The 24,544-nt window shown below is 64.2% G+C and carries 26 protein-coding genes; 17 read left to right on the forward strand and 9 right to left on the reverse strand.

The annotated features are described in order from the left end of the window. The first annotated feature begins 15 nt into the window (after nt 1-15). Nucleotides 16-1,131: an ATP-dependent DNA helicase gene (locus FXV83_RS28105; RefSeq protein WP_148742832.1), complete on the forward strand. Its 1,116-nt coding sequence runs from the start codon at nt 16-18 to the stop codon at nt 1,129-1,131. Nucleotides 1,132-1,390: 259 nt separating this feature from the next. Here FXV83_RS28105 and FXV83_RS28110 read toward each other — a convergent pair whose 3' ends face one another. After that, complete coding sequence (locus FXV83_RS28110) at nt 1,391-3,079, reverse strand: caspase family protein (protein ID WP_148742833.1); 1,689 nt, start codon at nt 3,077-3,079, stop codon at nt 1,391-1,393. Nucleotides 3,080-3,328: 249 nt separating this feature from the next. Between FXV83_RS28110 and msrA the strand changes: the two genes are divergently transcribed. The 4 genes from msrA (at nt 3,329) to FXV83_RS28130 (ending at nt 5,260) form a co-directional block, all read left to right on the forward strand. Continuing rightward, nucleotides 3,329-4,033 carry a peptide-methionine (S)-S-oxide reductase MsrA gene (gene msrA / locus FXV83_RS28115; protein WP_148742834.1) on the forward strand — a complete coding sequence of 235 codons (705 nt, stop codon included), beginning with the start codon at nt 3,329-3,331 and terminating at the stop codon, nt 4,031-4,033. A gap of 29 nt (nt 4,034-4,062) precedes the next feature. Next, on the forward strand, nt 4,063-4,482 hold the full coding sequence (gene msrB / locus FXV83_RS28120) for a peptide-methionine (R)-S-oxide reductase MsrB (RefSeq protein WP_148742835.1): 420 nt from the start codon (nt 4,063-4,065) through the stop codon (nt 4,480-4,482). A 109-nt stretch (nt 4,483-4,591) separates the two neighbouring features. Further along, on the forward strand, nt 4,592-4,756 hold the full coding sequence (locus FXV83_RS28125; protein WP_187436214.1) for a DUF3309 family protein: 165 nt from the start codon (nt 4,592-4,594) through the stop codon (nt 4,754-4,756). Between the two features lie 213 nt (nt 4,757-4,969). Further along, a complete protein-coding gene (locus FXV83_RS28130; RefSeq protein WP_148742837.1) occupies nt 4,970-5,260 on the forward strand; it encodes a hypothetical protein in 291 nt (96 codons plus the stop codon). A gap of 85 nt (nt 5,261-5,345) precedes the next feature. On the opposite strand, the gene FXV83_RS28135 is transcribed toward FXV83_RS28130, so the two are convergent. Both FXV83_RS28135 and FXV83_RS28140 read right to left on the reverse strand, forming a co-directional pair. Continuing rightward, entirely contained in the window at nt 5,346-5,888 is a 543-nt protein-coding gene (locus FXV83_RS28135) for a DUF4112 domain-containing protein (protein ID WP_148742838.1), read from the reverse strand. Nucleotides 5,889-5,949: 61 nt separating this feature from the next. Further along, nucleotides 5,950-6,375, reverse strand: a complete 426-nt coding sequence (locus FXV83_RS28140; protein WP_148742839.1) for a DUF5413 family protein — start codon at nt 6,373-6,375, stop codon at nt 5,950-5,952. A gap of 151 nt (nt 6,376-6,526) precedes the next feature. Between FXV83_RS28140 and FXV83_RS28145 the strand changes: the two genes are divergently transcribed. The 3 genes from FXV83_RS28145 to FXV83_RS28155 all read left to right on the forward strand — a co-directional run bounded on the left by FXV83_RS28145 (nt 6,527) and on the right by FXV83_RS28155 (nt 7,563). Further along, nucleotides 6,527-6,772: a hypothetical protein gene (locus tag FXV83_RS28145; RefSeq protein ID WP_187436215.1), complete on the forward strand. Its 246-nt coding sequence runs from the start codon at nt 6,527-6,529 to the stop codon at nt 6,770-6,772. Between the two features lie 46 nt (nt 6,773-6,818). Beyond that, nucleotides 6,819-7,040 (forward strand): hypothetical protein, encoded by a 222-nt coding sequence (locus tag FXV83_RS28150; protein ID WP_148742841.1) that lies wholly within the window; start codon nt 6,819-6,821, stop codon nt 7,038-7,040. A gap of 256 nt (nt 7,041-7,296) precedes the next feature. Next, on the forward strand, nt 7,297-7,563 hold the full coding sequence (locus FXV83_RS28155) for a hypothetical protein (protein WP_235940239.1): 267 nt from the start codon (nt 7,297-7,299) through the stop codon (nt 7,561-7,563). A gap of 144 nt (nt 7,564-7,707) precedes the next feature. On the opposite strand, the gene FXV83_RS28160 is transcribed toward FXV83_RS28155, so the two are convergent. Together FXV83_RS28160 and FXV83_RS28165 are read right to left on the reverse strand one after the other, a co-directional pair. Further along, nucleotides 7,708-9,315 (reverse strand): hypothetical protein, encoded by a 1,608-nt coding sequence (locus FXV83_RS28160; RefSeq protein WP_148742842.1) that lies wholly within the window; start codon nt 9,313-9,315, stop codon nt 7,708-7,710. A 37-nt stretch (nt 9,316-9,352) separates the two neighbouring features. Further along, on the reverse strand, nt 9,353-10,645 hold the full coding sequence (locus FXV83_RS28165) for an adenylosuccinate synthase (RefSeq protein WP_148742843.1): 1,293 nt from the start codon (nt 10,643-10,645) through the stop codon (nt 9,353-9,355). Between the two features lie 369 nt (nt 10,646-11,014). Between FXV83_RS28165 and FXV83_RS28170 the strand changes: the two genes are divergently transcribed. After that, nucleotides 11,015-11,947, forward strand: coding sequence for a DMT family transporter (locus FXV83_RS28170; RefSeq protein WP_148742844.1), 933 nt, complete (start codon nt 11,015-11,017; stop codon nt 11,945-11,947). A gap of 119 nt (nt 11,948-12,066) precedes the next feature. Here the strand turns inward: FXV83_RS28170 and FXV83_RS28175 are convergent, their stop codons facing one another. Next, nucleotides 12,067-12,471: a VOC family protein gene (locus FXV83_RS28175; RefSeq protein ID WP_148742974.1), complete on the reverse strand. Its 405-nt coding sequence runs from the start codon at nt 12,469-12,471 to the stop codon at nt 12,067-12,069. 122 nt (nt 12,472-12,593) lie between these two features. Then, entirely contained in the window at nt 12,594-12,998 is a 405-nt protein-coding gene (locus tag FXV83_RS28180; RefSeq protein WP_148742845.1) for a hypothetical protein, read from the reverse strand. A gap of 73 nt (nt 12,999-13,071) precedes the next feature. Between FXV83_RS28180 and FXV83_RS28185 the strand changes: the two genes are divergently transcribed. After that, the gene (locus FXV83_RS28185; protein WP_148742846.1) at nt 13,072-13,704 is read left to right on the forward strand and encodes a TetR/AcrR family transcriptional regulator; all 633 of its coding nucleotides are present in this window, start codon (nt 13,072-13,074) and stop codon (nt 13,702-13,704) included. Between the two features lie 188 nt (nt 13,705-13,892). On the opposite strand, the gene FXV83_RS28190 is transcribed toward FXV83_RS28185, so the two are convergent. Then, nucleotides 13,893-14,282, reverse strand: a complete 390-nt coding sequence (locus FXV83_RS28190) for a DUF1330 domain-containing protein (RefSeq protein ID WP_148742975.1) — start codon at nt 14,280-14,282, stop codon at nt 13,893-13,895. 105 nt (nt 14,283-14,387) lie between these two features. Here FXV83_RS28190 and FXV83_RS28195 point away from each other — a divergent pair, with 105 nt between their 5' ends. Beyond that, complete coding sequence (locus tag FXV83_RS28195; protein ID WP_187436216.1) at nt 14,388-15,323, forward strand: DMT family transporter; 936 nt, start codon at nt 14,388-14,390, stop codon at nt 15,321-15,323. A gap of 97 nt (nt 15,324-15,420) precedes the next feature. Further along, a complete protein-coding gene (locus FXV83_RS28200; protein ID WP_148742848.1) occupies nt 15,421-16,398 on the forward strand; it encodes a Bug family tripartite tricarboxylate transporter substrate binding protein in 978 nt (325 codons plus the stop codon). A 129-nt stretch (nt 16,399-16,527) separates the two neighbouring features. On the opposite strand, the gene FXV83_RS28210 is transcribed toward FXV83_RS28200, so the two are convergent. Further along, nucleotides 16,528-18,213, reverse strand: coding sequence for a methyl-accepting chemotaxis protein (locus FXV83_RS28210; RefSeq protein WP_148742849.1), 1,686 nt, complete (start codon nt 18,211-18,213; stop codon nt 16,528-16,530). A gap of 263 nt (nt 18,214-18,476) precedes the next feature. Here FXV83_RS28210 and FXV83_RS28215 point away from each other — a divergent pair, with 263 nt between their 5' ends. From FXV83_RS28215 to FXV83_RS28235, 5 genes are all read left to right on the forward strand, one after another. Then, nucleotides 18,477-19,520, forward strand: a complete 1,044-nt coding sequence (locus FXV83_RS28215) for a C-terminal binding protein (protein ID WP_148742850.1) — start codon at nt 18,477-18,479, stop codon at nt 19,518-19,520. An 85-nt stretch (nt 19,521-19,605) separates the two neighbouring features. After that, the gene (locus FXV83_RS28220) at nt 19,606-20,949 is read left to right on the forward strand and encodes an ABC transporter substrate-binding protein (RefSeq protein WP_148742851.1); all 1,344 of its coding nucleotides are present in this window, start codon (nt 19,606-19,608) and stop codon (nt 20,947-20,949) included. Nucleotides 20,950-21,119: 170 nt separating this feature from the next. After that, nucleotides 21,120-22,076 (forward strand): carbohydrate ABC transporter permease, encoded by a 957-nt coding sequence (locus FXV83_RS28225; RefSeq protein ID WP_148742852.1) that lies wholly within the window; start codon nt 21,120-21,122, stop codon nt 22,074-22,076. Continuing rightward, nucleotides 22,069-22,965 carry a carbohydrate ABC transporter permease gene (locus FXV83_RS28230; RefSeq protein ID WP_148742853.1) on the forward strand — a complete coding sequence of 299 codons (897 nt, stop codon included), beginning with the start codon at nt 22,069-22,071 and terminating at the stop codon, nt 22,963-22,965. Before FXV83_RS28225 ends, FXV83_RS28230 begins: the two co-directional genes overlap by 8 nt. Before the next feature lie 83 nt (nt 22,966-23,048). Continuing rightward, nucleotides 23,049-24,404 carry an esterase-like activity of phytase family protein gene (locus FXV83_RS28235; protein WP_148742854.1) on the forward strand — a complete coding sequence of 452 codons (1,356 nt, stop codon included), beginning with the start codon at nt 23,049-23,051 and terminating at the stop codon, nt 24,402-24,404. Nucleotides 24,405-24,544 lie beyond the last annotated feature (140 nt).

Below are 24,544 nucleotides of genomic sequence, written 5' to 3' on the forward strand. Positions count from 1 at the left end.
TTCCTCAAGATAGACATGCCGACTTTCACGCCGCATCAGGATGCCGCCCTCAAAGCCGTTGGCGATTGGCTAAAGGCCAAGCCGGGCCGGGGCGACACACCGCCGGTGTTCCGCCTGTTCGGCTATGCCGGCACCGGCAAGACCACGCTGGCGCGGCACATCGCCGACGGCGTCGACGGCGAGGTGAGGTTCGCCGCCTTCACCGGCAAAGCGGCGCTGGTGATGCGCAACAAGGGTTGCGACGACGCCTCCACCATCCATTCGCTGATCTACCGCGCCCGCGAATCCGGCGAGGAGCAGCCGAGCTTCGAGCTCTGGGACGACGCGCCGGCGTCCAAGGCCAAGCTGATCGTGATCGACGAATGCTCGATGGTCGATGCGGAGCTTGGGCGCGATCTGATGTCGTTCAACTGCCCGCTGCTGGTGCTCGGTGACCCCGCACAGCTGCCGCCGATCCAGGGCGGAGGGTTCTTCACCAACACCGAGCCCGACGCGATGCTCACGGAAGTGCATCGCCAGGCCCAGGACGATCCGATCGTGCGGATGTCGATGGACGTCCGCGAAGGCCGCGAGCTCGACATCGGCCGTTACGGCGAGAGCGAGGTGGTGTCGCGCAAGGAGCTCGATCCCGACCGCGTCATGGCCGCCGACCAGGTCCTGGTCGGCCGCAACAACACGCGACGCGCGTACAATATGCGGGTGCGGCAGCGCCAGAACATCGAGGACACCTTCCCGGTCGCCGGCGACAAGCTGGTGTGCCTGCGCAACAACCGCAAGAAGGGCCTGTTCAACGGCGGCCTGTGGCGCGTGAAGTCGCGCAACACCTCGCGCTCGAAATCGCGCATCCTCAGCATGCGGCTGTCGCCGGACGAGGACCTTGGCCACAAGGTGACCAAGGTCTCGGTGCGCGCCGATTGCTTCGAGGGCGGCGTCGAGCAGATCGCCTGGGAGCAGCGCAAACCCTATGACGAATTCGACTACGGCTACGTGCTGACCGTGCACAAATCGCAGGGCTCGCAATGGGACGACGTCGTGCTGTTCGACGAGAGCTTTGCGTTTGGGGAGAGCCGGGCGCGGTGGCTGTACACAGGCATCACGCGGGCGGCGAAAAGGCTCAGCATTGTGGTGTAGTCGGCGAGGAGAGACCCGCATATCGCTTCGCTCATGCAAGCTACGGGATTCTCTCTTGGAGGCACAATGCCTCCCCATGGTCGTCCCGGCGAAGGCCGGGACCCATACCGCGAGGTCCATATGACGTAGGCGGTGTCAGTACCACGGAGGATTTGGTCACTACGAGTCTCCGCCAAACTCCTCCCTGGGGTTATGGGTCCCGGCCTTCGCCGGGACGACAGCGGTTATGAGGCGCCGACACAGCGTCACATCGGCCCCCTCACTTCCCCCCGACAAAATAAAAATCCTCCCGACCCGGGGGCGAGCCGTAGGTGAAGGGCTGCTGGCCGTGCTTGGTCGCGGACCAGACGTCGTCGCGGACGATGTCGAACAATTTTCTGATCTCGACGCGAGGCTCCTTGATGTCACGGGCGAGCGCAATCGCGAACGGGCTGTCGGGCGCGCCGTCGCCGTCCATCGCGGTCTCGCCGTGCTTGGCGGCGTAGACCACCATGAAGCCGACACCGGGTTCGATGTTGGAGAAGCCCTTGTCGACCAGTTTCAGCGACAGCGTGCGCTGCATGGTTGGCGCGAACGGATTGTCGCGGCAGGCATCGAGGATGACGAGACGCAGCCTGCGCGCACCGCCGACCGCCGCGATCACCTGCTCGAGCGCCACCGCCTCGCTCTCGGCGTCCTTGTCGGCGGCAAGCCTGGTGTCGATCGGCACGAGATAGTTGACCCCTCCTATCTCGAAGCCATGGCCGGCATAATAGACCACGGCCCAGTCGGCCTTCTCCGCCTCCGCCGCGAACGCGCGCAGCGTCTCGAAGAACTTGTCGCGCGTCAGGTCATTGGCGACCGTCACGGTCTGGAATCCCACATCGCGCAGCACGTTCCCAACAAGCTTGGAATCACGCGGCGGATTGTCGAGTGCGTGGACGTTCTTGTAGGCACCGTTGCCGATCACCAGCGCGATGCGGCGCGCATTGGGCGCGGTCGCCGGCGCCTGCGGAGCGAGCGCGGCAAGCCGCTCCTGCGCCTTGGCACGGGCGCGGCCAATATCGAGTTCGTCGAACGGCGTCAGTGCATAGGCCGCCGAGCGATAGTCGGCGCGCGCCTGGCCGAGATCATGCTTCAGCTCGAACACCTGACCGCGGCCGGCATGAGCGCGCACATTGTTCGGATTGGCCGCCAGGACCGTGTTGTAGTCCTTCAGCGCGGAATCGAGGTCGCCTTTCATGAGATAGACATCGCCGCGATTGCTCATCGCGAATTGATTCTTCGGCTGCCTCTGGATCAGACCGTTGCAGTCGGCGAATGCCTCGTCGAACTTTCCCATCGTGCCATAGGTGACGCAGCGATTGCCGGCGATCTGCGGCGCGTTCGGATCGATCTTCTCCGCATCGGCGAAATCGGCGAGCGCGCCGTTGAAATCCTTCATTAGCGTGCGGGCACGCGCACGGTTGGTGTAGCCGAGCAGGAATTTTGGCGCGAATTTGATCGAGAAGTTGAAGTCGTCGAGCGCGCTTTGCAGCTCGCCCCTGCGCAGATGGATGGTGCCGCGGTTGTTGTAGGGAACCCCGTAGGTCGGGCGCTTCTGGATGGCAAGGTTGTAGTCGGCGAGCGCCAGGTCGTCCTGCCCCTTGCGCTCATAGGCGACACCCCGCAGGTTGAGGATCGTAACATTGTCCGGATCGAGCTCGATGGCCGGTGACAGGGCCTCGATCGCGCGGTCATAGTCACGCTTGTTGATCAGCGCATTGCCACGCACCCCGAGCGCGACTGCCTTGTCCTTGCCGCTGACGCGATCGGCGTTGAGCAAGTTGTCGCAGGCCTGCGCTCGCGCCTGGGCATCCGCCTGGCGGTCGCGGCAGGTGGCGAGATAGTCGCCGAGCTGCGGCCCGGCCGCGGCAATCGAGGCAGAGGCGGCCAGGACGATGAGTGTCAGGGGGACGACGCGCAGCATGTTGTCAGATCAGCTCCAGCCACCACATTTTTGTGTCGATCACCGATCGCGCGGGTTCATCTAGCCCGGAGATCCCGGCTTCGCCAAGCCGCGCTGGCTTGTGCGGCGCTTTTCACAGGCTCGTGTCCGTCCCGGCGTAACAATCGCCGGCTGCGCCCGTATCTCGGATGATCGAAAATGCGGCCGGGCAGGCTGTTCGCCTGGCCGCATCCGCCGTAGACTTGTCACACCTTCGAAAGAGGATCCGCCATGCGCCGACCCGCCCTCCTGACCCTGCTCGCTGCCACCACCGCACTGACGCTGGCCTTTGCCGTGCCGTCACGGGCCGCGGAGGATGCGGTCGTAATCCCAGCCCCCGCCGTGGACGCGGCGCCCGCGAGCGGGATCCAGACCGCCGTGATCGCCGGCGGCTGCTTCTGGGGCGTGCAGGGCGTGTTCCAGCACACCGCGGGCGTCGTCAATGCGGTCTCCGGCTATGCCGGCGGCACCAAGGCGACCGCGGACTACCGCAGCGTCTCGTCCGGCACGACGGGCCACGCGGAATCGGTCGAGATCAAATACGATCCGAAGAAGATCTCCTACGGCAAGATCCTCCAGATCTACTTCTCGGTGGCGCACGATCCGACCCAGCTCAACCGCCAGGGCCCCGACACCGGCACGCAGTATCGCTCGGCGATCTTCACCACCTCCGACGAGCAGAAGAAGGTCGCGGAGGCCTATATCGCCCAGCTCAACGGCGCCAAGGTCTTCAACAAGCCGATCGTGACCAAGGTCGGCGCGCTCGAGGCGTTCTATCCGGCGGAGGCCTATCACCAGAACTATCTGACGCTGCACCCGAGCCAGCCCTATATCGCCTACAATGATATCCCGAAGGTCGAGAACCTGAAAAAGCTGTTCGCGGATAACTACATCGAGAAGCCGACGCTCGTGAGCGCCAGCAAAGCCACCAACTGATCGCAAGGTCACCAACAGGCGGGAGACCCATGCCCGACACCAGGACGAAAACCACAGACGACAAGGTCATCAAGAGCGAAGAGCAATGGCGGCAGGAATTGTCTCCGATGCAGTACGCCGTGCTGCGGCAAAAGGCGACCGAGCGTCCCTTTTCGGGCGAATATGAGCACGACCACCGCGCCGGCACCTATGTCTGCGCCGGCTGCGGCAATGTGCTGTTCGAGTCCGACGCCAAGTTCGATTCCGGCTGCGGCTGGCCGAGCTTCACCCAGCCCGCGGTCGAGAGCCATGTCGACGAGGAGCGGGATATCAGCCACGGCATGATCCGCACCGAGGTTCTCTGCGCCAAGTGCAGCGGCCATCTCGGCCATGTCTTCCCCGACGGCCCCGGGCCGACCGGGCTGCGCTACTGCATCAATTCGGCGGCGCTGAAGCTCGAGCCGAAATAAATCCCTGCCAGCCGCACGGTTCCGTCATGGAACCCGGCGGCGCGATGTGCTTTTCTCTTCTGGCGGTGCGCCCGACCCTCGCAATTCGGCGGCCGCCAGGGAGGATGCCATGACCCTCGGGACCGTCCTGATCATCCTGGTGATCATTTATCTGGTCGGCGGCTTGTCGGGCCGCATCGGCGGCTACGGCTATGGGATGGGCCATTCCGGCATGGGGATCGGCGGCGTCGTGCTCGTGGTGCTGCTCGTCCTGCTGCTGCTTGGCAAGCTGTAAACCATACAAGCCATTGGAATTGCTTTGGTTATTGCAGATGCGGGGCTGCCATGCGCGGATTCATCATCTCTCATCGCAGGGGTCGCAATTTTGTCAAAACGGCCTATATTAGAGAACGAAAATGACATGTGCGGCGGGCCCACTCGATCGTGGCCTCTGCCCTCTTAACCCCACGCGCTTAAAGCCCCAGAGAAGATCACGAGGTCTTTGACCATGCGTCCACTGCGTCCGTTCAACTTCAACACCTCCGCCGAACTGTTTCCCGCCGCGATCCGCAAGAAGAAGCGCGCGGGCTTCACCTATCGGCGGTTCGGCACCGCGGCCGAAGCCGTCCAGTTCGCGATGGAGCAGTTGCCGACAGATTCGTTGAACGGCGCCTATCTGCAGGTCGAGGAAGCGCGCTTCGACCAGAACGGCATCCGCTCGCTCTACGAGAGCGAAGCTTTCCCGCTACCCCGTCACCGCAAGCCGGCAGAGACCAACGCCGACGCCGACGCGGCGTAAACTTTTCCGCAAGCCTTTCGATGTGCGCTGAAGCGCGATGGCCAAAAGGCCATCGCGCTCTTTGCGTTTTGGCGCAAGAGGCGCCTCAGATGCGCGGCTGCTTGTCGAGCCAGCGCCGAAGCAGGCGGACGTTGCGCATGTTGGCGCGGAACATGACGTCGAAGGCATCGCCCGCGAACGGGACCATGCCGACCACGCCGTCGACCGCGACGTTGCCGAGCATGCGGGCGGTGAGGTACCAGGGCGCGCCCAGCGCGCGGGCCTCGCGCACCAGCCACAGCGAGATCGCGGTGGTGATGATATCGCCGACCACCGGGATCAGCCCGATCAGGCCGTCGATGCCGTAGCGGATATTGGTGCCGGGCAGGACGAAGGCGACGTCGAGCAGCTTTGCGATAGCCTCGATCCGTGCAATCCGCTGCTCCCGCGTCAGATTGCCGAACGGGCTACCTTGGCCGAACTCGACGCGAAATTCGCGAAACCCCTGCTCCAGCGTTTCAGGACGGATTTCGCGGCCTTCCTGGTCGATGATCGGCCCGTGCGCCTCGGCGCTAGAAGAGGTCGTTCGCGAGCGGCCCCCTGAACGGGGTCGGCGCGGAGCAAGAATGTCGTCGTCGGACATGGTCATGGCCTGTAGGGAACGCGCCAGCGCGGCGGAGGTTGCTGCAGCGTGGTCGAAGGTCGCGCCCTCAGGTCGATGCTGCTGCGGGCTGCGGCTCCGGGACGTATTTGTGCACGAGCCAGGATGACGCCACCGCCGGCACGAAACCGACGAGGCCGTACAGGATGAATTGCACCGCGCCCGAGTCCGGGCCGCGCGAACTGTAAGTCAGCGACGCCAGGATGAAGGCGAACACGCCGACCAGCAGCATCCGCAGCACCGGGCCGATCCGCCTGACGTTGACCAGGATGTCGTCGACCGCACCGATCATCAGCGAAGGCAGGAAGCCGAACAGATAGCTGTATTGTAGGGTCTTGAAAAACACTGCGAACAGTTTGCCGACCTCGCCGAGACTGGTCTGGGTCCAGTAGCCGGACTGATAGGTCGTCGTCAGCAGCAGCAGGAACCCGCCCACGAACGGGCCCAGGAGCGCGAACACGAAATAGCGTTTCATCAGGCATCCTCATCCTTCGCCGTCGTTATAGCAGTGGCGCGGGAACCTTGAATAGCGGGGCGCGCCGCATTCGAGGGGAACAAGTGGCACGGCGACGAGTTCAGACAGGACTTGAAATTGAGAAATTGACCTGTCCGATTTGGAGCGACCGATGTCCCGCAAGCTGTTCCTTCTGACGACGATCACGCTGACGGCCCTGAGCGGCGTGTCGGGACCGCCCGCTCTCGCGCAAGGTCATGCCGGTACGCCGCAGGAACAGCAGGCCTGCTCGCGCGATGCCTCGCGGCTGTGCCGCAAGGAGCTCGGCGACGACAATGCGGTGCAGAGCTGCCTGCAAGCCCATCGCGGCAAGCTGTCGAGGTCTTGCAGCAAGGTGTTCGAGAGCCACGGCAGGTAAAGGTCAAGTTCCTTATCGAGTCCCTTGGAGGTCTGAGATGTCAGACATGCTGCGCGACGAACAGCTCACGATCCTGAGGGACATCAGCCAGTCTTTTGCCTTTGCCGACGACCGCCACGGCAAGATCGACGAGCTGATCGCCGGCGGCTATGTCGTGAAAGACGGCGATCTGTTCGAGCTCACGGCAAAAGGCATCACCGCCGTCGAAGAACACGCCGCAGCGCTCGGAGATCCCGACGCGGAACAAGCGAGCGCATCGTCCGTCTGACGCAGCGCGCCGCTTCGACGTGACGAAGCTGCAACAATTGCGAATTCCTTTGCGCGTCCCATTGCAGCCTCATGACAATGGCGCATACTTCGCTCGGGCGGCGCAGCACCTTCGATTCGAACATCACGAGAGATCGAGCAACCACATGCGGGATTGGGTTCCCTGCGTGACGGCTGCGACATGCGGCAGAGCAAGCTGCGTGCGGCGCCCCAAAATCAACTGGCTCAAGCCAACACAATTTGGGGATGCATTCCAAATGACACGCTACCAGACCATCGCCGCGCTCTTCGCCGTCGCCATCACCGCACTCGCATTCCAGATCTCGCCGGGCCTCGCCTTCTCATCCGAAGCGCAGCAGATGTGCTCGGGCGATGCGATGCGGCTGTGCTCGAGCGAAATCCCCGACATCTCGCGGATCACCGCCTGCATGGTGCGGAACAAGGCGCATGTCAGCCCCGGCTGCCGCGCCGTGATGAGTCGCGAGCACGCCGCCTCGCGCAAGCGGGAAGCCGCCGCGCAATAGGAATTGCGTCATTCCGGGGCGACGCGACGGGACCGCGCAAGGCGCGGCCCGGGAGCGTCGAGCCCGGAATCCATCTCCCTACGTCACGTGCGGCACAATGGATTCCGGGCTCGTGCTGCGCACGCCCCGGAACGACAGAGTGCCTCAGTCGCCCCATTGCGCGAACGCGTCATTGAAGGCGCGCTCGCCGGGGGCGCCCTTTTCGATGGCGATGATGGCGCGGCGCTGGTTGGCGTAGACCAGCGGCACGTCGAACCACGAGCGCTCCTTCAGGAGCTGGACGTTGCGGGCGCGGTCGGCGTCGACATTGGAGAGGCCGACCAGGAAGAAGCCGTCGGTGACTTTGACCGCGAGCCCCGCGAGCGGGGTCCCGCGCGCTTGCTCGTTCGACTTCATCAGGATGCCGGGCACGTTGGAGACGCTGCCGCCGGGAAAATCCTGCGGCAGGATGAAGGTCAATTCCGCGGTATGGCTCGCCGGCAGCGACGAATCGGTGTTGCGGCGGAACGACATCGTCATCTTGAACTTGCGGTCGGGGATCTCGATGTCGGCGCGCACGGCGACGTCGGCCTTCTGGTTGCCCGATGCTTTGATCGGCTCCAGCCGCCACACCACCGAGCCGACATATTGCTTGCCCTTCGGATCGGACGGATCCTCGTCATAAAGCACGACCTTCTGCGCCACCGGCGCAACCGGCTGGTCGCTGGCCGAGGGCTGGCCGACGCGGTCCGGAATCTTGGGCTTGCTCTGCGGCTGCGAGGCATCCTTCGGGGCTTCCACCACCTGGGTCGGCGAGGACTTGAACAGGCCGCTCGCAGTCTGGACCAGCTGTTTGCCCCAGAGAATGCCGGCGCCAACCAGGATCAGCACGATGCCGACGGCGATCGCGCTCTTGAACGGGAAGATCGAGCGGGAGCGGGCGCGCTTCTTGACGTCGCGGTCGGGCGCTATGCGCGGCCGCGGCGATGGCCCCTGCGGCGCATAGCGCTCGGCCTCCTCGATCGACTCGTCATAGGAATAGGGCGAATCCCCCTCGCCGACGCGGTTTTCCAGGCTCGGCTCGAGCCGGTCGAATTCCGGCGAGGGCGAGGGCACGTTGGCATAGGTGCGGCGCGCGGCGCGGTTGGCCTGTGCGGCGGCGCCGCCAAGATCGTTGGCATCTGCGGTGATGTCGCGGAAGCCGCGCACGCCGGGGGCCTGTGGCAGCGGCGGTCCGCCATCCGGCGGACGACGAGCGCCAGTGCGTCCGGCTGGCGGCGGCTCGGGCATCGGCGGTGGAGCGGGCGGACTCGGCTGGCGCGGCGCATCGAAACGCGGGGCCCGCGGTGGACGCTGGGCATCGCGATCGATCTGGTCGTCACTGCCGAAGGACGGGCGGTCCGCACGCGGCGGCGGAGGAGCCGGACGGGCGCGCGGTGGCGCACCCTGCTGGGCCGCAGCAGGCGGATTGCCCTCGGCGGCACGGGCGCTGGCCCTGCGGAAGGCGTCGCCGCTGCCGCTGCGGGCGCCGCCGCCCGGGCGCGAGGCCTCGCGGGCGCGCTGGGCGGCCTCGGATTCGACCTTGCGAACGGCCTCCTCGAGCGACAGCCGTTCGCGGGTGATCTCGGATTCGGAAAGTGGCGGCTGCACGCTGCGAAGCTGCGCGATCAGCGCCGTGCGCGCCCGTTCATAGAGCGCGCGACGGCTTTCGCCGGGAGCGTTGGGATCCAGGGCGGCAATAGCGCGGGCGATCAGCGGATAGTAATCAGCCATTTCAACTCAACTATGCGCACGTCCCGGTAAGATATCGTTAAGCCTCAAACGGATTTTGCACCAGGATAGTATCCTCGCGTTCGGGGCTGGTGGAAAGCAGCGCGACCGGGCACCCCACCAATTCCTCGATCCGGCGGACATATTTGATGGCCTGGGCCGGCAGGTCGGCCCATGACCGCGCATTGGCGGTCGGCTCCTTCCAGCCCTCAATGGTCTCGTAGATCGGCTCGACCCTGCCTTGCGCGCCCTCGCCGGCCGGGAAATGGTCGATCTCCTTGCCGTCCAGCCGGTAGCCGGTGCAGACCTCGATCGAGTCGAAGCCGTCCAGGATGTCGAGCTTCGTCAGCGCCAAACCGTTGATGCCGCCGGTGCGGACCGCCTGGCGGACCAGCACGGCGTCGAACCAGCCGCAGCGGCGCGGCCGCCCGGTATTGGTGCCGAACTCGCGGCCGCGCTCGCCGATCTTGCGGCCGATCTCATTGTCCTGCTCGGTCGGAAACGGACCCTGGCCGACGCGGGTCGTATAGGCCTTGCACAGGCCGAGCACATAGCCGACCGCGCCGGGGCCGAGGCCCGAGCCGGTCGCGGCCTGCGCCGCCACCGTGTTGGACGAGGTGACGTAAGGATAGGTGCCGTGGTCGACGTCGAGCAGCGCGCCTTGCGCGCCCTCGAACAGCATGCGCTTGCCTTCGCGCCGCTTGATGTCGAGCAGCCGCCACACCGTCTCGGCATAAGGCAGGAGCTGCGGCGCAAGCGCAGTCAATTCCTTCAGGATGTCCTTGCCGTCGAACTCCGGCAGATTGAGGCCGCGGCGCAACGCATTGTGATGGGCGAGCAGGCGGTCGATCTTGTGCGGCAGCGTGTCGAGATCGGCAAGATCCATCAGGCGGATGGCGCGGCGGCCGACCTTGTCCTCATAGGCAGGACCGATGCCGCGGCGGGTGGTGCCGATCGCGGTCGCCGCATTGGAGGACTCGCGCAAGGCGTCGAGCTCGCGGTGCAGCGGCAGGATCAAGGTGACGTTCTCGGCAACCCGCAGATTGTCCGGAGAGACCGCAACGCCCTGCGACCGCAGCTTGGTGACCTCGTCGAGGAAGGCGGCGGGATCGAACACCACGCCATTGCCGATCACCGACAGCTTCTGGTCGCGCAGCACGCCGGAGGGCAGCAATGCGAGCTTGTAGGTCTTGCCGTTGATCACCAGCGTGTGGCCGGCGTTATGACCGCCCTGGAAACGGACGACGATGTCCGCCTGCTCCGACAACCAGTCGACGATCTTGCCCTTTCCCTCGTCGCCCCACTGGGCGCCGACGACGACAACATTGGCCATTCGCGGGTAATCCTTCGAAGATTTTAGATGCGCCCAGCCCAATTCCCGGCCCAGGGCCGTTCGCACGCAAGGCAGGTCCAACCGGATAAAGGAAGCAGCCTCTCTAGGCAAGCAAGAACGGGACTTTTTCAAGGCTCGAAGGGCTATCCAAGCCTTTGATATCCCCGGAAAATCCAGAAACCTTCCGGCCCGGCGCGACAGCTACGACCAAAGCGTGAGAGGCGATGTCCGCCGCTGCATGGTCGCGATGCGTCCGCCCCATTGATGCAACCTTGATTTCCGTGTCTTTGAGCGGGGCCGGGCGACCAACCGGCCCGGACACCGCCGGGCCGGGGCCTTGGCGCATGACGCGGGGCCATAACAATCACAATGTCCGCCACCGACCAGAGCACAGGCGCCGCCACGCCCGGCCACAATTGGATCGCCAACCAGCCTTATCTGCTGCTCAGCATCACCGCGCTCTGCTGGGCCGGCAACGCCATTGTCGGACGGCTCGCCGCCGGTCACATCCCGCCGGTCACGCTCTCCTTCCTGCGCTGGTTCTTCGCCTTCCTGCTGGTGCTGCCGTTCGCCTGGAAGCATCTCTCGCAAGACTGGCCCGCGATCCGCGGAAAGCTCGGCCTGATGATCACGCTCTCGATCACCGGCATCGGCGCCTTCAACACCCTGCAATATTGGGCGCTGGAGCATACGCAGGCGCTCAACACGCTGCTGCTCCAGTCGGCGGCGCCACTGCTGGTGGCGCTGTGGTCGCTGGTCATCCTCGGTATCCGGCTCACCGCGGCGCAGGCCTTCGGCGTGCTGCTATCCATGTGCGGCGTGCTGACCATCCTGCTGCATGGCGATTTCACCACGTTGTCGAACATCGACTTCAACAAGGGCGACCTGATCTTCCTCCTCGCGCTCTTGATCTTCGCGCTCTATTCGGTGTTGACCCTGAAGCGGCCAGCCATGCATGGACTGTCGTTCCTCGCCTTCACCTTCGGCTGCGGCGCCGCCTGTCTCATTCCGCTGGAGATCTGGGAATTGTTCGCGCGTCCGGTGATGAAGCTCGACGGGCCGAACCTGTTGACCCTGTTCTATGTCGCCGTCTTCCCGTCGACGCTCGCCTATCTCTGTTTCAACCGCGGCGTCCGCCTGATCGGCGCCAACCGCGCCGCGCCATTCTTCCACGTCGTGCCGGTGTTCGGCTCGATCATGGCGATGGTGTTTCTGGGCGAACGCCCGCAGGCCTTCCACTTCATCGGCTTCGCGCTGGTGCTGTCGGGCGTGTTCGCGGCGTCGAGGAAGCAGGCGAGTTAGGCCTAGGGCCCTTGTTTGGGGCGTGTGTTGGGACTGGTTCATGGCGGAACGAGAAGACTCCGCCATGATTTGTATTTTGCTTCCGACTGCTCAGATGCGCCGGATTTCGCGGTCTCGGATCAAGCGACCGCTGCTGGATTCATCCATACTATTTCCCAGACATAGCCATCTGGATCTTCAATGTGGCGGTTATACATGAAGCCGAGATCCTGTGCCGGGTTGGGATCGGCGCGACCGCCCGCCACCACCGCGCGAGCCAGTGTTGCATCGACGGCGTCGCGGTCATCGACGGTAAGGGCGATCAAAACCTGACTGTCGCATCGCGCGTCACCGATCGGACGCTTGGTGAATTCGCGATACTGATCGTGGGTCAGCAGCATCACGCCGATCGTGTCCGCGAACATGAGCGAGGTCGAATTCTCGCCGGAAAACTGAGGGTTCACCGTACCGCCAAGCGACACATAGAATGCCGTCGATGCGGCGAGATCGCGCACTGGCAGGTTCAACAGAATCATCATGGATATCGTTTTCCTTGTCTTCAGTGGCGGGATGCCACGCCGTTGCAACGCTCTGCTTGGGAAATTGCTGGTCGGTCTCTGGCGCGTCGTGGCACTTCGGCCTAGCCTCCTATGAATGGGTCCTGACCCTAGATGTAGCGCGCCGCGCCCATGCAGAGGGCGGTGATGGCGAGCAGAACGGCGGCCACGCGCTGGGCGGTCGCGATGCGCGAATGCACGTCCGCCGCTTCGCTCGTGCCACGGCGCAAGGTCAGGACCGCGCGGGGGCCGATTGCGGCCTGAACGCCGACCGCGATCAACGCGCAGACCGCGCCAAGCGCGAGAACCTGCTCGGTCGGACCGAAGCTTTCGGCGTGGACGAGATGGCCGAGATAGGCGCCTGTCACGATCGCAATCGTCGCCGCGCCGAGTTGGGGAAAGACGAGCTGCTCGCCGCCGGCTCCGCCGGTCCGCGCCAGCGCAAAGCTTGATCCCGCCCAGAACACGGACGACAACACATGAAGCGACAGGGCGATCACGAGGGCAGTCTGCATGGCAGGCTCCAAATTGGCTTCTAAATTAGATATACAATATGTATAGTCAATACGTCAAGAGAATGGCGGGGCCATGCCGAAACGCAGTTATGTGAGCTCGGTCCGGGCCTCAGCGGCGGCGGAGACGCGCGAACGCATCATCGCTGCCGGCACCAGGCTGTTGCGGAAGGACGCGGGTAGCGCGACCTTCTCCCTCGATGTGGTGGCGAAGGCGGCCGGCGTGACGCGGCTGACTGTCTACAATCAGTTCGGATCGCGGCGCGGATTGCTTGAGGCGGTGTTCGACGACATCGCACACCGAGGCGGGCTGTTCGAACTGGCCGAGGTGATGGCGATGCCTGATCCGCGCGCCGCGCTCGACCGCGTCATCGAGACCTTCTGCACCTTCTGGAGCCACGACCCCGCCGTCGGCGGGCTCAACCAGGCGATCGCAACCGATCCCGAATTCGGCGAGGCACTGGTCGAACGCAACGAGCGGCGGCGCGAGCTGCTGATGGGGCTGGTGACGCGTATCGTGCAGAGGCGGGCGGCAAAGCCGGCCTTGCAGGATGCGGTCGATCTGATCTTCGTGCTGACGAGCTATCCGACGTTTGCTGCGCTGCGCCCGCGGCGGTCGCCGGAGGAGGTCTGCCGCTTGTTGCAGGCCGCGTGCCGCTCCGCGATCGATGCACTGAATGAGCGCGAAAACACGCAGCGCAAGACGTAAATGGCGTCGCGACCGCGACTCTTTTTCCTTCTCCCCTCGTGGGAGAAGGTGGCGCGAAGCGCCGGATGAGGGGTGCGTCTCTGCGCATTCGAATGAGAGTTGAGCTCGCGGCGATAACCCCTCACTCGTCTCGCCGCTCCGCGTCGAGCCACCCTCTCCCACAAGGGGGAGAGGGGAAGAAGAGCGCGCTACTTCGTCCTGAACTTGCTGTATGCTTCGCTGGTCGCGATGATGACGTGCTCGGCGCAGGCGTTGCGGCGGTGCGGGTCGGCTTCGTTTTCGTAAGCCTCTGACATCATCATGTCGAGGAAGGCCGCGACGGATGGGTAACAGACCAGCGCGACGAAATCCCATTGGTTGCCGTCATGTGTGCCAAGCGCGATCGCTTTGGCCTCGCCGGTCCACAGCAGCGTGCCGCCGCGCGCCTTGATCATCGGCACGGTGATCGCGCTGTAGCGCAAATAGGCGTCCCATCCGGAACCGTCGCCGTCGCGCGAACGCTCGTGGAAGCGCATCAGGTTCAGCATCACGACCGGCGCATGCCGGTCGAGCTGCTCCAGGCCCTCGATGTTCAACATATTAACCGGCAATGACGCCTCCTCAGGTTATGCGTGCATTGTAGCATTGCGACCGCGTGGCTTGTGTCATCATGGCAATCCGGCGCAAGCTTGTGTCGAACGCCGATGACGATTGCCTCGCCCGCGCCAACCGCCTCGAATCCGGCCAGTTGGCTCAATAACCAGCCCTATTTGTTGCTGAGCCTGAGCTCGCTGTTCTGGGCCGGCAACATCGTGCTCGCGCGCCATGTCGGCGCGCATGTGCCGCCGCTGACCGTGACGACGATCCGCTGGTACGGCGTGTTCCTGATCCTGTTGCCGTTCGCCTGGCCGCACCTGAAGCGCGACTGGCCGAGCATACGCAAAAGCCTGCCGCTGATGCTGTTCCTGTCGCTGGTGGGCTTTGCCTTCAACAACGCGATCTCCTATTGGGCGATGCAATATACGGAAGCGCTGAACGCGCTGCTAATCCAGTCGGCCGGGCCGTTGTTCGTGGCGCTGTGGTCGCTGGCGCTGTTCGGCGTACGGCTGACGGCTGCGCAGCTCGCCGGGATCGCGATTTCGCTTGCGGGCGTGCTGATCATCATCCTGCGCGGCGATCTCGCGGCGCTCGCGAGCATCACATTCAACCGGGGCGACATCATGTTCGCTTCTTCGCTGGTGGCGTTCGGGATCTACTCCGCCTTCATCCCGCGTCGGCCGAAGATCCACCAGCTCTCCTTTCTGTCGTTCACCACCTGCTGCGGCGCAACGATGCTGCTGCCCACGGCGATCTGGGAGGCCTCGAGCGGCCGCGTCATGCAATTCGATACGGTGACGCTGGCGACGCTGGGCTACATCCTGATTTTCCCGTCGACGCTGGCCTATCTCTTCTTCAACCGCGGCGTGGCCTTGATCGGACCGAACCGGGCCGCGCCGTTCTTCCATCTGGTGCCGGTGTTCGGCTCGGCGATGGCGATCCTGCTGCTCGGCGAAAAGCTGCAGCCGTTTCACCTGATCGGCTATGCCTTGGTCCTCGCCGGCGTCGTGATCGCGTCACGGCAGGGTTCGGCAGTGAAGTAATTCCGCACGGCGGACGCATTCGCCCATCTGCCATCTTTCGGTTTCGATTTGGGCCGGCTAGGTTCCCCGCCAACCAAAAACGAGGGAACGTTCCAACATGCTTTCAGCGCTGATCCGTAACCTGTACGCCGCCGGCGCGGCCGTGCTGTGTCTCGCCGCCGCATCCACTGCCCAGGCCGACAATTATCCCAGCCGCAATATCACGCTGGTGTTGCCGTTCGCGGCCGGCAGCGGCACCGACACCACGACGCGGCTGATCTCGCATCATTTGTCGCAGGCGCTCGGCGTCGGCATCGTGATCGAGAACAAGGCGGGCGCCAACGGCATGATCGCGGCGACCTTTGTCGCGCGCGCCGCACCCGACGGCTACACGCTGCTGGTGACGACCAACACCACGCATTCGGCCAATCCCTATCTGCTCAAGAGCCTGACCTACGATCCCGTCAAGGACTTCACCCCGATCGCGCGCACCGGCGACCTGCCGTTCATGCTGGTCGTTCATCCGGATGTGCCGGCAAAGACGGTCGGCGAGCTCATCGCCTATGGCAAGGCCAATCCGGGCAAGCTGAGCTACGCCTCGGGCTCGTCATCGGCGATCGTGTCGGGTGCGACCTTTGCGCACAATGCCGGGCTCGACCTGCTGCACGTGCCCTACAAGAGCTCGCCGCCGGCACTCAACGACGTCATGGGCGGCCGCGTCTCGATGATGTTCGTCGACATCCTGACCGGCCTGCCGCACGTCAAAGGCAACGCGCTGCGCGCGCTCGCGGTGACCACAAAGGACCGCTCGCCGCTGGTGCCGAACCTGCCCTCGATGCAGGAGGCCGGCGTGCCGGACTTCGACATTTCGTCATGGCAGGGCTATTTCGGCCCCGCAGGCGTGCCGAAGGAGATCGTGACGCGGCTCAACGCTGAGATCAGGAAGATCGTCGAGAAGCCGGAGATCAAGGCCCAGCTCGCGACGCTCGGCATGGACGCCTTCTCCGGCACGCCGGAGCAGCTCGGCACGTTCGTGGGTGAGCAGCTCGTGCTGTGGGAGAAGCTGATCACGAATGCGAAGATCGAGAAGCAGTAGCGCTGCTCCGCTCGGATGCTGTCATCCTCCGCGAAGGCGGAGGATCCAGTATTCCGAGACGGTAGTGATTGACCCGATGGGTCGCGGGGTACTGGATGCCCCGCCTTCGCGGGGCATGACAGTTACGGCCTACGCCGCGCGCACCTTGGCGAGGAAGCCGTCGACGGCGCCGCGCAACGCGCCGGACTGGTTGTCCAGTTCGCGGGCGTTGGAGAGCACGTCGGAGGCGGCTGCGCCCGTCGCTTCCGCGGCCGAGGCGACGCTGCCGATATTGGTGTTGATCTCGTTCGAGCCGGCCGCCACCGACTGGATGTTGCGCGCGATCTCGCGGGTCGCTTCGCCCTGCTGCTCGATGGACGACGAAATCCCGGCGGTGATCTCGCTCATCTCGGCAATGGTCTGGGTGATGCCGCCAATCGCCGCGACCGCATCGCTGGTCGAGGTCTGCATCGCCGCGACCTGGGCGGAGATTTCCTCGGTGGCCTTGGCTGTCTGGTTGGCGAGCGCCTTGACCTCGGAGGCAACGACAGCGAAGCCGCGGCCGGATTCACCGGCCCGCGCCGCCTCGATGGTGGCATTGAGCGCGAGCAGATTGGTCTGCGCCGCGATCGAATGAATGAGCTTGACAACCTCGCCGATCTTCTCGGCGCCGGTGGAGAGCTCCTGCACTGTGGCGTTGGTGCGCTCGGCATCGCTGACAGCCCTGCTCGCCACCTCGGTCGAGCGCGTCACCTGGCGGGAGATTTCCGCAACCGAGCTCGACAGCTCTTCGGCGGCGGCCGCGACCGTGCCGACATTGCCGGACGCCTTCTGCGAGGCCGCGCCGACGGTCGCCGCCCGCGACGAGGCGTCGCTGGCGGTCGCTGTCATCGACTGCGCCGTGGTCTGCATGCCGGCCGCGGCCGAGGAGACCGAGCGGACGATGCCGTTGACGCTGCGTTCGAAGTCGCTGGCGATGCCTTCCATCGCACTGCGGCGTTCCGCCGCGGCGCGTTCCTTGGCGGCCGCGTCGGTCTGCTCGAGGTCGCGAATGCGGATCGCGTTGTCCTTGAAGATCTGGACTGTCGAAGCCATCGCGCCGATTTCGTCGCCGCGACCGACGCCGGGAATGTCGCCTTCGAGCTTGCCGTCGGCGAGCTCCTTCATGCGGGTACCGAGCAGCCCGAGCGGACGGCTGATGCTGCGGCCGAGCAACCAGGCGACGCTGCCGGCGACGATGACGATGCCAAGCATCGCAAGACCGAGCAGCCAGTACACCGGGCCCATCTTGGCGTCGATGTCATCGAGGTAAGCGCCGGTGCCGAGATACATGTCGAAGCCGGGGACCGCGACGGCGTAGCCGAGCTTGCGGATCGGCGTTTGCTGGCCGGGCTTCATGTATTCGTAGTGCAGCAGGATCTCGCCGTTGGCCTTGACCCCATCCATGATTTCCTTGGAGAGCCTGCGGCCGTTGGTCACGACTTCCATGCGGTTCGCGCCGATCTGCTTGGGATCGGGAGCGAGCTGCGTGATGCCGTCATAGGACGTGCCGAACAGATAGCCCGCACCGTTGTCATACGTCATTGCATTGCCGTAGCGGCGAAGCTCGGCCATTGCCGCATCCTTCGTCATCTCGCCGGCGTCGATGCGCTTCTTGAGCGCAGCGGCGTAGTTGCGCCCCAACTCCACGATCGCCTTGGCCTGATCGATGCGCGCGTTCACCATCTCCTGCTTCATCAGATAGCCGGCAAGAACCCCGGAAATGCACAGGCCGAACAAGGTCACGCCGACAAGAATGCCGAGCTTGGCGGCGATCTTCAGATTGCTCAATTTCACGGGGATGGCTCCGGCAACAAAGGGATACGGGCGCGCGAGAGAATCGATCGAAATCAAATCAACCTTTAGTGGGTCACCCCTTAGCAACGTGTTACGACGACTCCGTAGAAGGCCGGATCGGAGGCGGGAAAACCGGAAAGATACATCACCTCGCACAACCGTTAGCTGTACGCGGCCGCGCGGATTTCGCGTAAAAGAGGCAAAGGCTCGCCGCAGGTGCGGGTCACAGAACAAGAACCGACAAACCAAATCGGGAGCAGAACATGCCGAAATACAGGGTGGTGACGCCGAAGGGCGCGAGCTTCACGGTCGCAGGCAGCGATTATTCCTACGAGCGCGAGGCGCTCGATCCGATCGATGCCGAGATCGTCGAGGCACCGGCGAGCGAGGCCGAGTTCATCGCCGCCGCGAAGACCGCCGACGCCATCTACGCCAAGGCCATCCCGATCACCAAGTCGATCATCGACGCGCTGGAGAACTGCAAGGTCATCACGCTCGGTTCGGTCGGCGTCGACAGCGTCGACATCAAGGCAGCCACTGCGCGCGGCATTCCCGTCACCAATATTCCGGATACGTTCATCGAGGAGGTCGCCGACCACGCCATGATGCTGCTGCTCGCCGGCTTCCGCCGCCTGGTCGAGCAGGACCGCATGGTGCGCAGCGGCCGCTGGGCCGAGGGCCGGCCAGCGCTGTTGAAGGTCCCGCGGCTGATGGGCCAGACGCTCGGCTTCGTCTCGTTCGGCCGTGTCGCGCGTGCGGTCGCGAAACGCGCCGCCCCGTTCGGCCTGCGCATGATGGCCTATGATCCCTTCATCCAGGAGACGCTGATGACCGACCACGGCGTCATCCCGGCGACGCTGAACGAGGTGCTGTCGCAATCCGATTTCGTCTCGATGCATGCCCCTGCCCGGCCCGAGGTGCATCACATGCTGACCGAGAAGCACTTTCGGCAGATGAAGAAGGGCTCGATCTTCATCAATACCGGCCGCGGTGCCACGGTGGACGAGGACAGCCTGATCAAGGCGCTGCAGGAAGGTTGGATCGCACACGCTGCCCTCGACGTGCTGGAAAAGGAACCGCCGTCGCACAACAACCCCCTGCTCGGCATGGAGAACGTGACCCTGACCGCCCATGTCGCGTCCGCCTCGGCACGGTTCGACGAGGCGCGCAAGCGCCGCGTGGGCTACGAATTGTCACTGGTGCTTCAGGGCATGTGGCCGGTAAGCTGCGTCAACCCGTCGGTGCTGCAGAGCACCGCGCTCCGCCGCTGGCAGCCCGTCAGCATGGATCGCGGGCCGAACAGCTAGGCGGCGGCGCAGAACGCGCCGCAAAACGGAACGACCCTTCATCGGCGATCAACGCCGGGAGGGGAGACATCACAGGGAGGAACTGATGAGGAACGACATCACACGTCGTGATGCCTTGGCGCTGGGCCTGTCCGCTGCGGCAATCGCGGCAACCGGTACACCGGCGAATGCCCAATCCGCGATCAAGGCCGCGGATGTCCCCGCGCCGAAACTGCCGATCGAAAAGGGCGCAACCCTGCGCATGCTGCGGCCGGTCCGTTTCGTCCAGGCCGACGAAGACGTGTTCCGCGCCAACGCGGCCAAGTTCACCAAGGAGACCGGGGTCGAGGTCAAGGTCGACTTCGTCGGCTGGGAGGACATCAACCAGCAGACCGCGGTGACCGCCAATTCCGGCGCCGGCCCCGACATCATCATCGGCTTCTCCGATGCACCGCATATCTATATCGACAAGCTGATCGAGCTGACCGACGTCGCCGACTATCTCGGCAAGCGTTATGGCGGCTGGCTGCCGCTGGCGCAACGCTACGGCAAGAGGAATAAGAGCGACGCCTGGATCGGACTGCCGTTCGGCGCGACCGCGGGTCCGCTGATCTACCGCAAATCGATCCTGCAATCGGTCGGCTTCGACAAGGTGCCGGAAGACCATGCCGGCATCGTCGACCTGTGCCAGAAGCTCCACAAGGCCGGCAAGCCGGCGGGCTTCGCGCTCGGCAATGCCAAGGGCGACGGCAACGGTTTCGCCAACTGGGCGCTGTGGTCGCACAACGCCTCCCTGCTCGATGAGGAGGGCAACATCACCATCAACAGCAAGGAGACCATTGCCGCGCTAAACTGGGTCAAGCAGCTCTACCCGACCTTCATCGCCGGCACGACGTCGTGGAACGACGTCAGCAACAATCGCGCCTACTCTTCGCAGGAGATCGCGCTGACCGCCAACGGCGTCTCGCTGTACTTCTCGCTGAAGAACGATCCGGCGACCAAGGCGATCGCCGACGACAGCGAGCATCAGCTGCTGCCAAAGGGCGTGGCCAAGATCTCTCCGATGGCAGGACTGACGCTGAACGCCATGGCGTTCAAGCATAGCCAGTACCCCAACGCCGCAAAGGCCTTCCTGCTCTACATGCTGGAGAAGGACCAATACGAGCCGTGGCTCAACGCCAACTCCGGCTACTGGGCCCAGCCGCTGGCCGCCTATGCAGAGGCCGCGGTGTGGTCGCAGGATCCCAAGGTGAAGCTGTTCAAGGACACGATGAACAGCACCTATTATGACGGCTACAAGGGTCCGATCTCGACGGCCACCGGTGCCGTCAGCGCCGACTACGTGCTGATTCAGATGTGCGCATCGGTCGCGACCGGCGCAGCCACACCGGAGGCCGCGGCCGCGGAAGCCGAGCAACGCTGCAAGCGGTATTTTAGGCGGCAGAAGTAACGCCCTACGACAAAGCGACCGTCATTGCGAGGAGCCCTTGCGACGAAGCAATCCAGACTTTCACCGCAGAGACAGACTGGATTGCTCCCGCCTTCGCCAAGGCTTCGGCGGGCAAGTCGCTTCGCTCGCAATGACGGTGTGGTGACCTTGATAGACAGGACAACAAGCTGATGTCCGTGACTGCACTTTCTTCTCCCAGCCTGGCGCGACGGCAGCCGAGCTGGCTCGTGAGGTTATTCGACTACAAGCCGTTCCTGGTCGTGATGTGCCTTGCACCCGCGATCGGCCTGCTCGCGGTCTTCCTCACCTATCCGCTCGGCCTCGGCATCTGGCTCGCTTTCACCGACACCACGATCGGCCGGCGCGGCGTCTTCGTCGGCTTCGAGAATTTCCAGTATCTGCTCACCGATCCCCTGTGGTGGAACGCAGTGTTCTACAGCGTGGTCTACACGGGAATCGCGACGTTCGGAAAGTTCGCGCTCGGCTTCTGGCTCGCGCTCCTGCTCAACAACCATTTTCCGTTCAAGAGCCTGCTGCGTGCGATCATCCTGCTGCCCTGGATCGTCCCGACGGTGCTCTCGGCGCTGGCATTCTGGTGGATCTACGATCCGCAGTTCTCGATCATCTCCTATCTGCTGGTCGACGTGCTGCATTGGCGCTCGAGCAACGTCGACTTCCTCGGTTCGCCCTGGCCGGCGCGCTTCTCGCTGATCGCCGCCAACATCTGGCGCGGCATCCCCTTCGTCGCGATCTCACTGCTCGCCGGCCTGCAGACCATCTCGCCCTCGCTCTACGAGGCGGCGATGCTCGACGGCGCCAGCGCCTGGCAGCGCTTCCGCTACATCACCTTCCCGATGATGATGCCGATCCTCGCCATCGTCATGACCTTCTCGATCATCTTCACCTTCACCGACTTCCAGCTCGTCTACGCCATCACCCGTGGCGGCCCCGGCAACTCGACCCATCTGCTGGCAACGCTGGCCTTCCAGCGCGGCATTGCCGGCGGCGAGCTCGGCGAAGGTGCCGCGATCGCGGTGTCGATGATCCCGTTCCTGGTGTTCGCGACGCTGTTCTCTTATTTCGGCCTGGCACGCCGCAAATGGCAGCAGGGAGAGGCCAATGACTGACACCGTCGCGCAGTCGGCCGCCGCCGCCAAAGCCGCACCCGATACCATGGCCTGGGATTCCGGGCTGCGGCGGCTGATGATGATCTATCTGCCGCTCGGCTGCTTCGTGCTGATCCTCCTGTTTCCGTTCTACTGGATGGCGATCACCTCGTTCAAGCCGAACGCGGAACTGATGAATTTCAAGCAACACAACCCGTTTTGGATCACCTCGCCGACGCTCGCCCACATCAAGCACCTGCTGTTCGACACGGCCTATCCACACTGGCTGTGGACGACGATGATGGTCGCGATCGGCTCGACCACGCTGTCGCTGATCGCGAGCACGCTGGCGGCCTATGCCATCGAACGGCTGCGCTTTCGCGGCAGCCCCTATGTCGGCCTCGGCATTTATCTGGCCTATCTCGTGCCGCCCTCGATCCTGTTCATCCCGCTTGCGACCGTGGTGGTGCAGTTCGGCCTGTTCGACAGTCCGCTGGCGCTGATCCTGGTCTATCCCACCTTCCTGGTGCCGTTCTGCACCTGGCTGCTGATCGGCTATTTCAAGTCGATCCCCTATGAGCTCGAGGAATGCGCGCTGGTCGACGGCGCGACGCGGCTGCAGATCCTGCGGCGGATCACGCTGCCGCTCGCGGTGCCCGGGCTGATCTCGGCCGGCATCTTCTCCTTCACGCTGTCGTGGAACGAGTTCATCTACGCGCTCGCCTTCATCCAGAGCGGCGCCAACAAGACTGTACCGGTCGCGATTCTGACCGAGCTCGTCACCGGCGACGTCTACCAGTGGGGCGCGCTGATGGCGGGCTCGCTGCTCGGCTCGCTTCCGGTCGCGATCTTCTACTCGCTCTTTGTGGATTACTACGTGTCCTCGCTGACCGGCGCGGTAAAGGAGTAGCAGATCCTGCGGCGTTCGGCCCGGCTTCACAAAACTGCAACACGCGGTCCGCATAAGACGGCCTCCGTCAACAGGAGACGCACATGCGCGCGACTTTTCTTGCCTCCGTCGCAACGATCATCCTCACCGCGGGCTCGGCGCTCGCGCAGAGCGAAGGCGAATTCCCGGCCAAGCTCGCCGGCCACGTGGTGATGCCCGCCGCGACCTTCATCGACGCCCCGGCGGATGCGCCCGCCGATCTCAAGACCTCCGGCAAGTACACCACCGGCAAGCGCGTCGACGCGCTCGGCACCGTGATGGGCAAGTCCTATGAGCGCCCGACCGGCGTGTCGCTGCCGTTCAAGGGCCAGCCGCTCCAGGGCCACTCCGGCATCAAGACCATGCCCGACGGCACTTTCTGGGTCATCACCGACAACGGCATGGGCGCGCGCGCCAACTCGCCGGATTCGATGCTGTATCTCAACCACTACAAGATGGATTGGGCCGGCGGCAAGATCGAGCGGCTCGAGACTGTCTACCTGCACGATCCCGACAAGAAGGTCCCGTTCCGCATCGTGCACGAGGACACGCAGAAGCGTTATCTCACCGGCTCGGATTTCGACACCGAGGGTTTCCAGATCATCGGCGACACCTTCTGGATCGGCGACGAGTTCGGCCCCTACATCCTCAAGGCGGACAAGACCGGCAAGATCCTTGGGCTGTTCGAAACGGTCGCCGACGGCAAGCCGGTGCGCTCGCCCGATCACTGGGCGGTGGCGACCCCGGGCGCGCCCGGCGCGACCTACACCAACGTCAATCTCCGCCGCTCCAAGGGCTATGAGGGCTTTGCGTCCTCGAAGGACGGCAAGTTCCTCTACGGCCTGCTCGAGGGCCCGTTGTGGGACGCCGACAAGAAGGACTGGGAGAAGGTCGACGGCAAGGAAGCCTCCCGCATCCTCGAATTCGACGTCGCCGCGGAAAAATTCACCGGCCGCTACTGGCAGTATGTGTTCGAGCAGAACGGCAACGCCATCGGCGACTTCAATATGATTGATCCGAGCGCCGGCCTCATCATCGAGCGCGACAACGGGGAAGGCACAGCCGACAAGGCCTGCCCGCAAGGCACCCGCGGCGAGAACTGCTTCCCCGACCTCGCCAAGTTCAAGCGCGTCTACAAGATCGAGCTCACTGAGGCCAATGTCGGCAAGCCCGTGCGCAAGATCGGCTATATCGACCTGATGAAGATAAAAGATCCCGACAAGAAGGCGAAGAAGCCGCTCAACGACGGCGTCTACACGTTCCCGTTCTTCACCATCGAGAACGTCGATCGCATCGACGACAGCCACATCATCGTCGGCAACGACAACAACCTGCCGTTCTCGTCCAGCCGCGACCCCAACAAGGCCGACGACGACGAGTTCATGCTGCTGGAGGTCGCCGACTTCCTGAAGGCGAAGTAATCGAAACTCTCTCTCCGCTTGCGGGGAGAGGGTTGGAACCCGACAGCGGCGCCTCACCCTCCGTCATTGCGAGCGCAGCGAAGCAATCCAGAATCTTTCCACGGAGATAGCCCGGATTGCTTCGCTGCGCTCGCAATGAC

Source organism: Bradyrhizobium hipponense, from assembly GCF_008123965.1.
Classification (GTDB): domain Bacteria; phylum Pseudomonadota; class Alphaproteobacteria; order Rhizobiales; family Xanthobacteraceae; genus Bradyrhizobium; species Bradyrhizobium hipponense.

What these genes read in the sequence shown, in the direction of transcription:
- FXV83_RS28105 (WP_148742832.1), top strand. Translation starts at nt 16, where the DNA reads ATGCCGACTTTCACGCCGCATCAGGATGCCGCCCTCAAAGCCGTTGGC.
- FXV83_RS28110 (WP_148742833.1), bottom strand. Translation starts at nt 3,079, where the DNA reads ATGCTGCGCGTCGTCCCCCTGACACTCATCGTCCTGGCCGCCTCTGCC.
- msrA (WP_148742834.1), top strand. Translation starts at nt 3,329, where the DNA reads ATGCGCCGACCCGCCCTCCTGACCCTGCTCGCTGCCACCACCGCACTG.
- msrB (WP_148742835.1), top strand. Translation starts at nt 4,063, where the DNA reads ATGCCCGACACCAGGACGAAAACCACAGACGACAAGGTCATCAAGAGC.
- FXV83_RS28125 (WP_187436214.1), top strand. Translation starts at nt 4,592, where the DNA reads ATGACCCTCGGGACCGTCCTGATCATCCTGGTGATCATTTATCTGGTC.
- FXV83_RS28130 (WP_148742837.1), top strand. Translation starts at nt 4,970, where the DNA reads ATGCGTCCACTGCGTCCGTTCAACTTCAACACCTCCGCCGAACTGTTT.
- FXV83_RS28135 (WP_148742838.1), bottom strand. Translation starts at nt 5,888, where the DNA reads ATGACCATGTCCGACGACGACATTCTTGCTCCGCGCCGACCCCGTTCA.
- FXV83_RS28140 (WP_148742839.1), bottom strand. Translation starts at nt 6,375, where the DNA reads ATGAAACGCTATTTCGTGTTCGCGCTCCTGGGCCCGTTCGTGGGCGGG.
- FXV83_RS28145 (WP_187436215.1), top strand. Translation starts at nt 6,527, where the DNA reads ATGTCCCGCAAGCTGTTCCTTCTGACGACGATCACGCTGACGGCCCTG.
- FXV83_RS28150 (WP_148742841.1), top strand. Translation starts at nt 6,819, where the DNA reads ATGCTGCGCGACGAACAGCTCACGATCCTGAGGGACATCAGCCAGTCT.
- FXV83_RS28155 (WP_235940239.1), top strand. Translation starts at nt 7,297, where the DNA reads ATGACACGCTACCAGACCATCGCCGCGCTCTTCGCCGTCGCCATCACC.
- FXV83_RS28160 (WP_148742842.1), bottom strand. Translation starts at nt 9,315, where the DNA reads ATGGCTGATTACTATCCGCTGATCGCCCGCGCTATTGCCGCCCTGGAT.
- FXV83_RS28165 (WP_148742843.1), bottom strand. Translation starts at nt 10,645, where the DNA reads ATGGCCAATGTTGTCGTCGTCGGCGCCCAGTGGGGCGACGAGGGAAAG.
- FXV83_RS28170 (WP_148742844.1), top strand. Translation starts at nt 11,015, where the DNA reads ATGTCCGCCACCGACCAGAGCACAGGCGCCGCCACGCCCGGCCACAAT.
- FXV83_RS28180 (WP_148742845.1), bottom strand. Translation starts at nt 12,998, where the DNA reads ATGCAGACTGCCCTCGTGATCGCCCTGTCGCTTCATGTGTTGTCGTCC.
- FXV83_RS28185 (WP_148742846.1), top strand. Translation starts at nt 13,072, where the DNA reads ATGCCGAAACGCAGTTATGTGAGCTCGGTCCGGGCCTCAGCGGCGGCG.
- FXV83_RS28190 (WP_148742975.1), bottom strand. Translation starts at nt 14,282, where the DNA reads ATGTTGAACATCGAGGGCCTGGAGCAGCTCGACCGGCATGCGCCGGTC.
- FXV83_RS28195 (WP_187436216.1), top strand. Translation starts at nt 14,388, where the DNA reads ATGACGATTGCCTCGCCCGCGCCAACCGCCTCGAATCCGGCCAGTTGG.
- FXV83_RS28200 (WP_148742848.1), top strand. Translation starts at nt 15,421, where the DNA reads ATGCTTTCAGCGCTGATCCGTAACCTGTACGCCGCCGGCGCGGCCGTG.
- FXV83_RS28215 (WP_148742850.1), top strand. Translation starts at nt 18,477, where the DNA reads ATGCCGAAATACAGGGTGGTGACGCCGAAGGGCGCGAGCTTCACGGTC.
- FXV83_RS28220 (WP_148742851.1), top strand. Translation starts at nt 19,606, where the DNA reads ATGAGGAACGACATCACACGTCGTGATGCCTTGGCGCTGGGCCTGTCC.
- FXV83_RS28225 (WP_148742852.1), top strand. Translation starts at nt 21,120, where the DNA reads ATGTCCGTGACTGCACTTTCTTCTCCCAGCCTGGCGCGACGGCAGCCG.
- FXV83_RS28230 (WP_148742853.1), top strand. Translation starts at nt 22,069, where the DNA reads ATGACTGACACCGTCGCGCAGTCGGCCGCCGCCGCCAAAGCCGCACCC.
- FXV83_RS28235 (WP_148742854.1), top strand. Translation starts at nt 23,049, where the DNA reads ATGCGCGCGACTTTTCTTGCCTCCGTCGCAACGATCATCCTCACCGCG.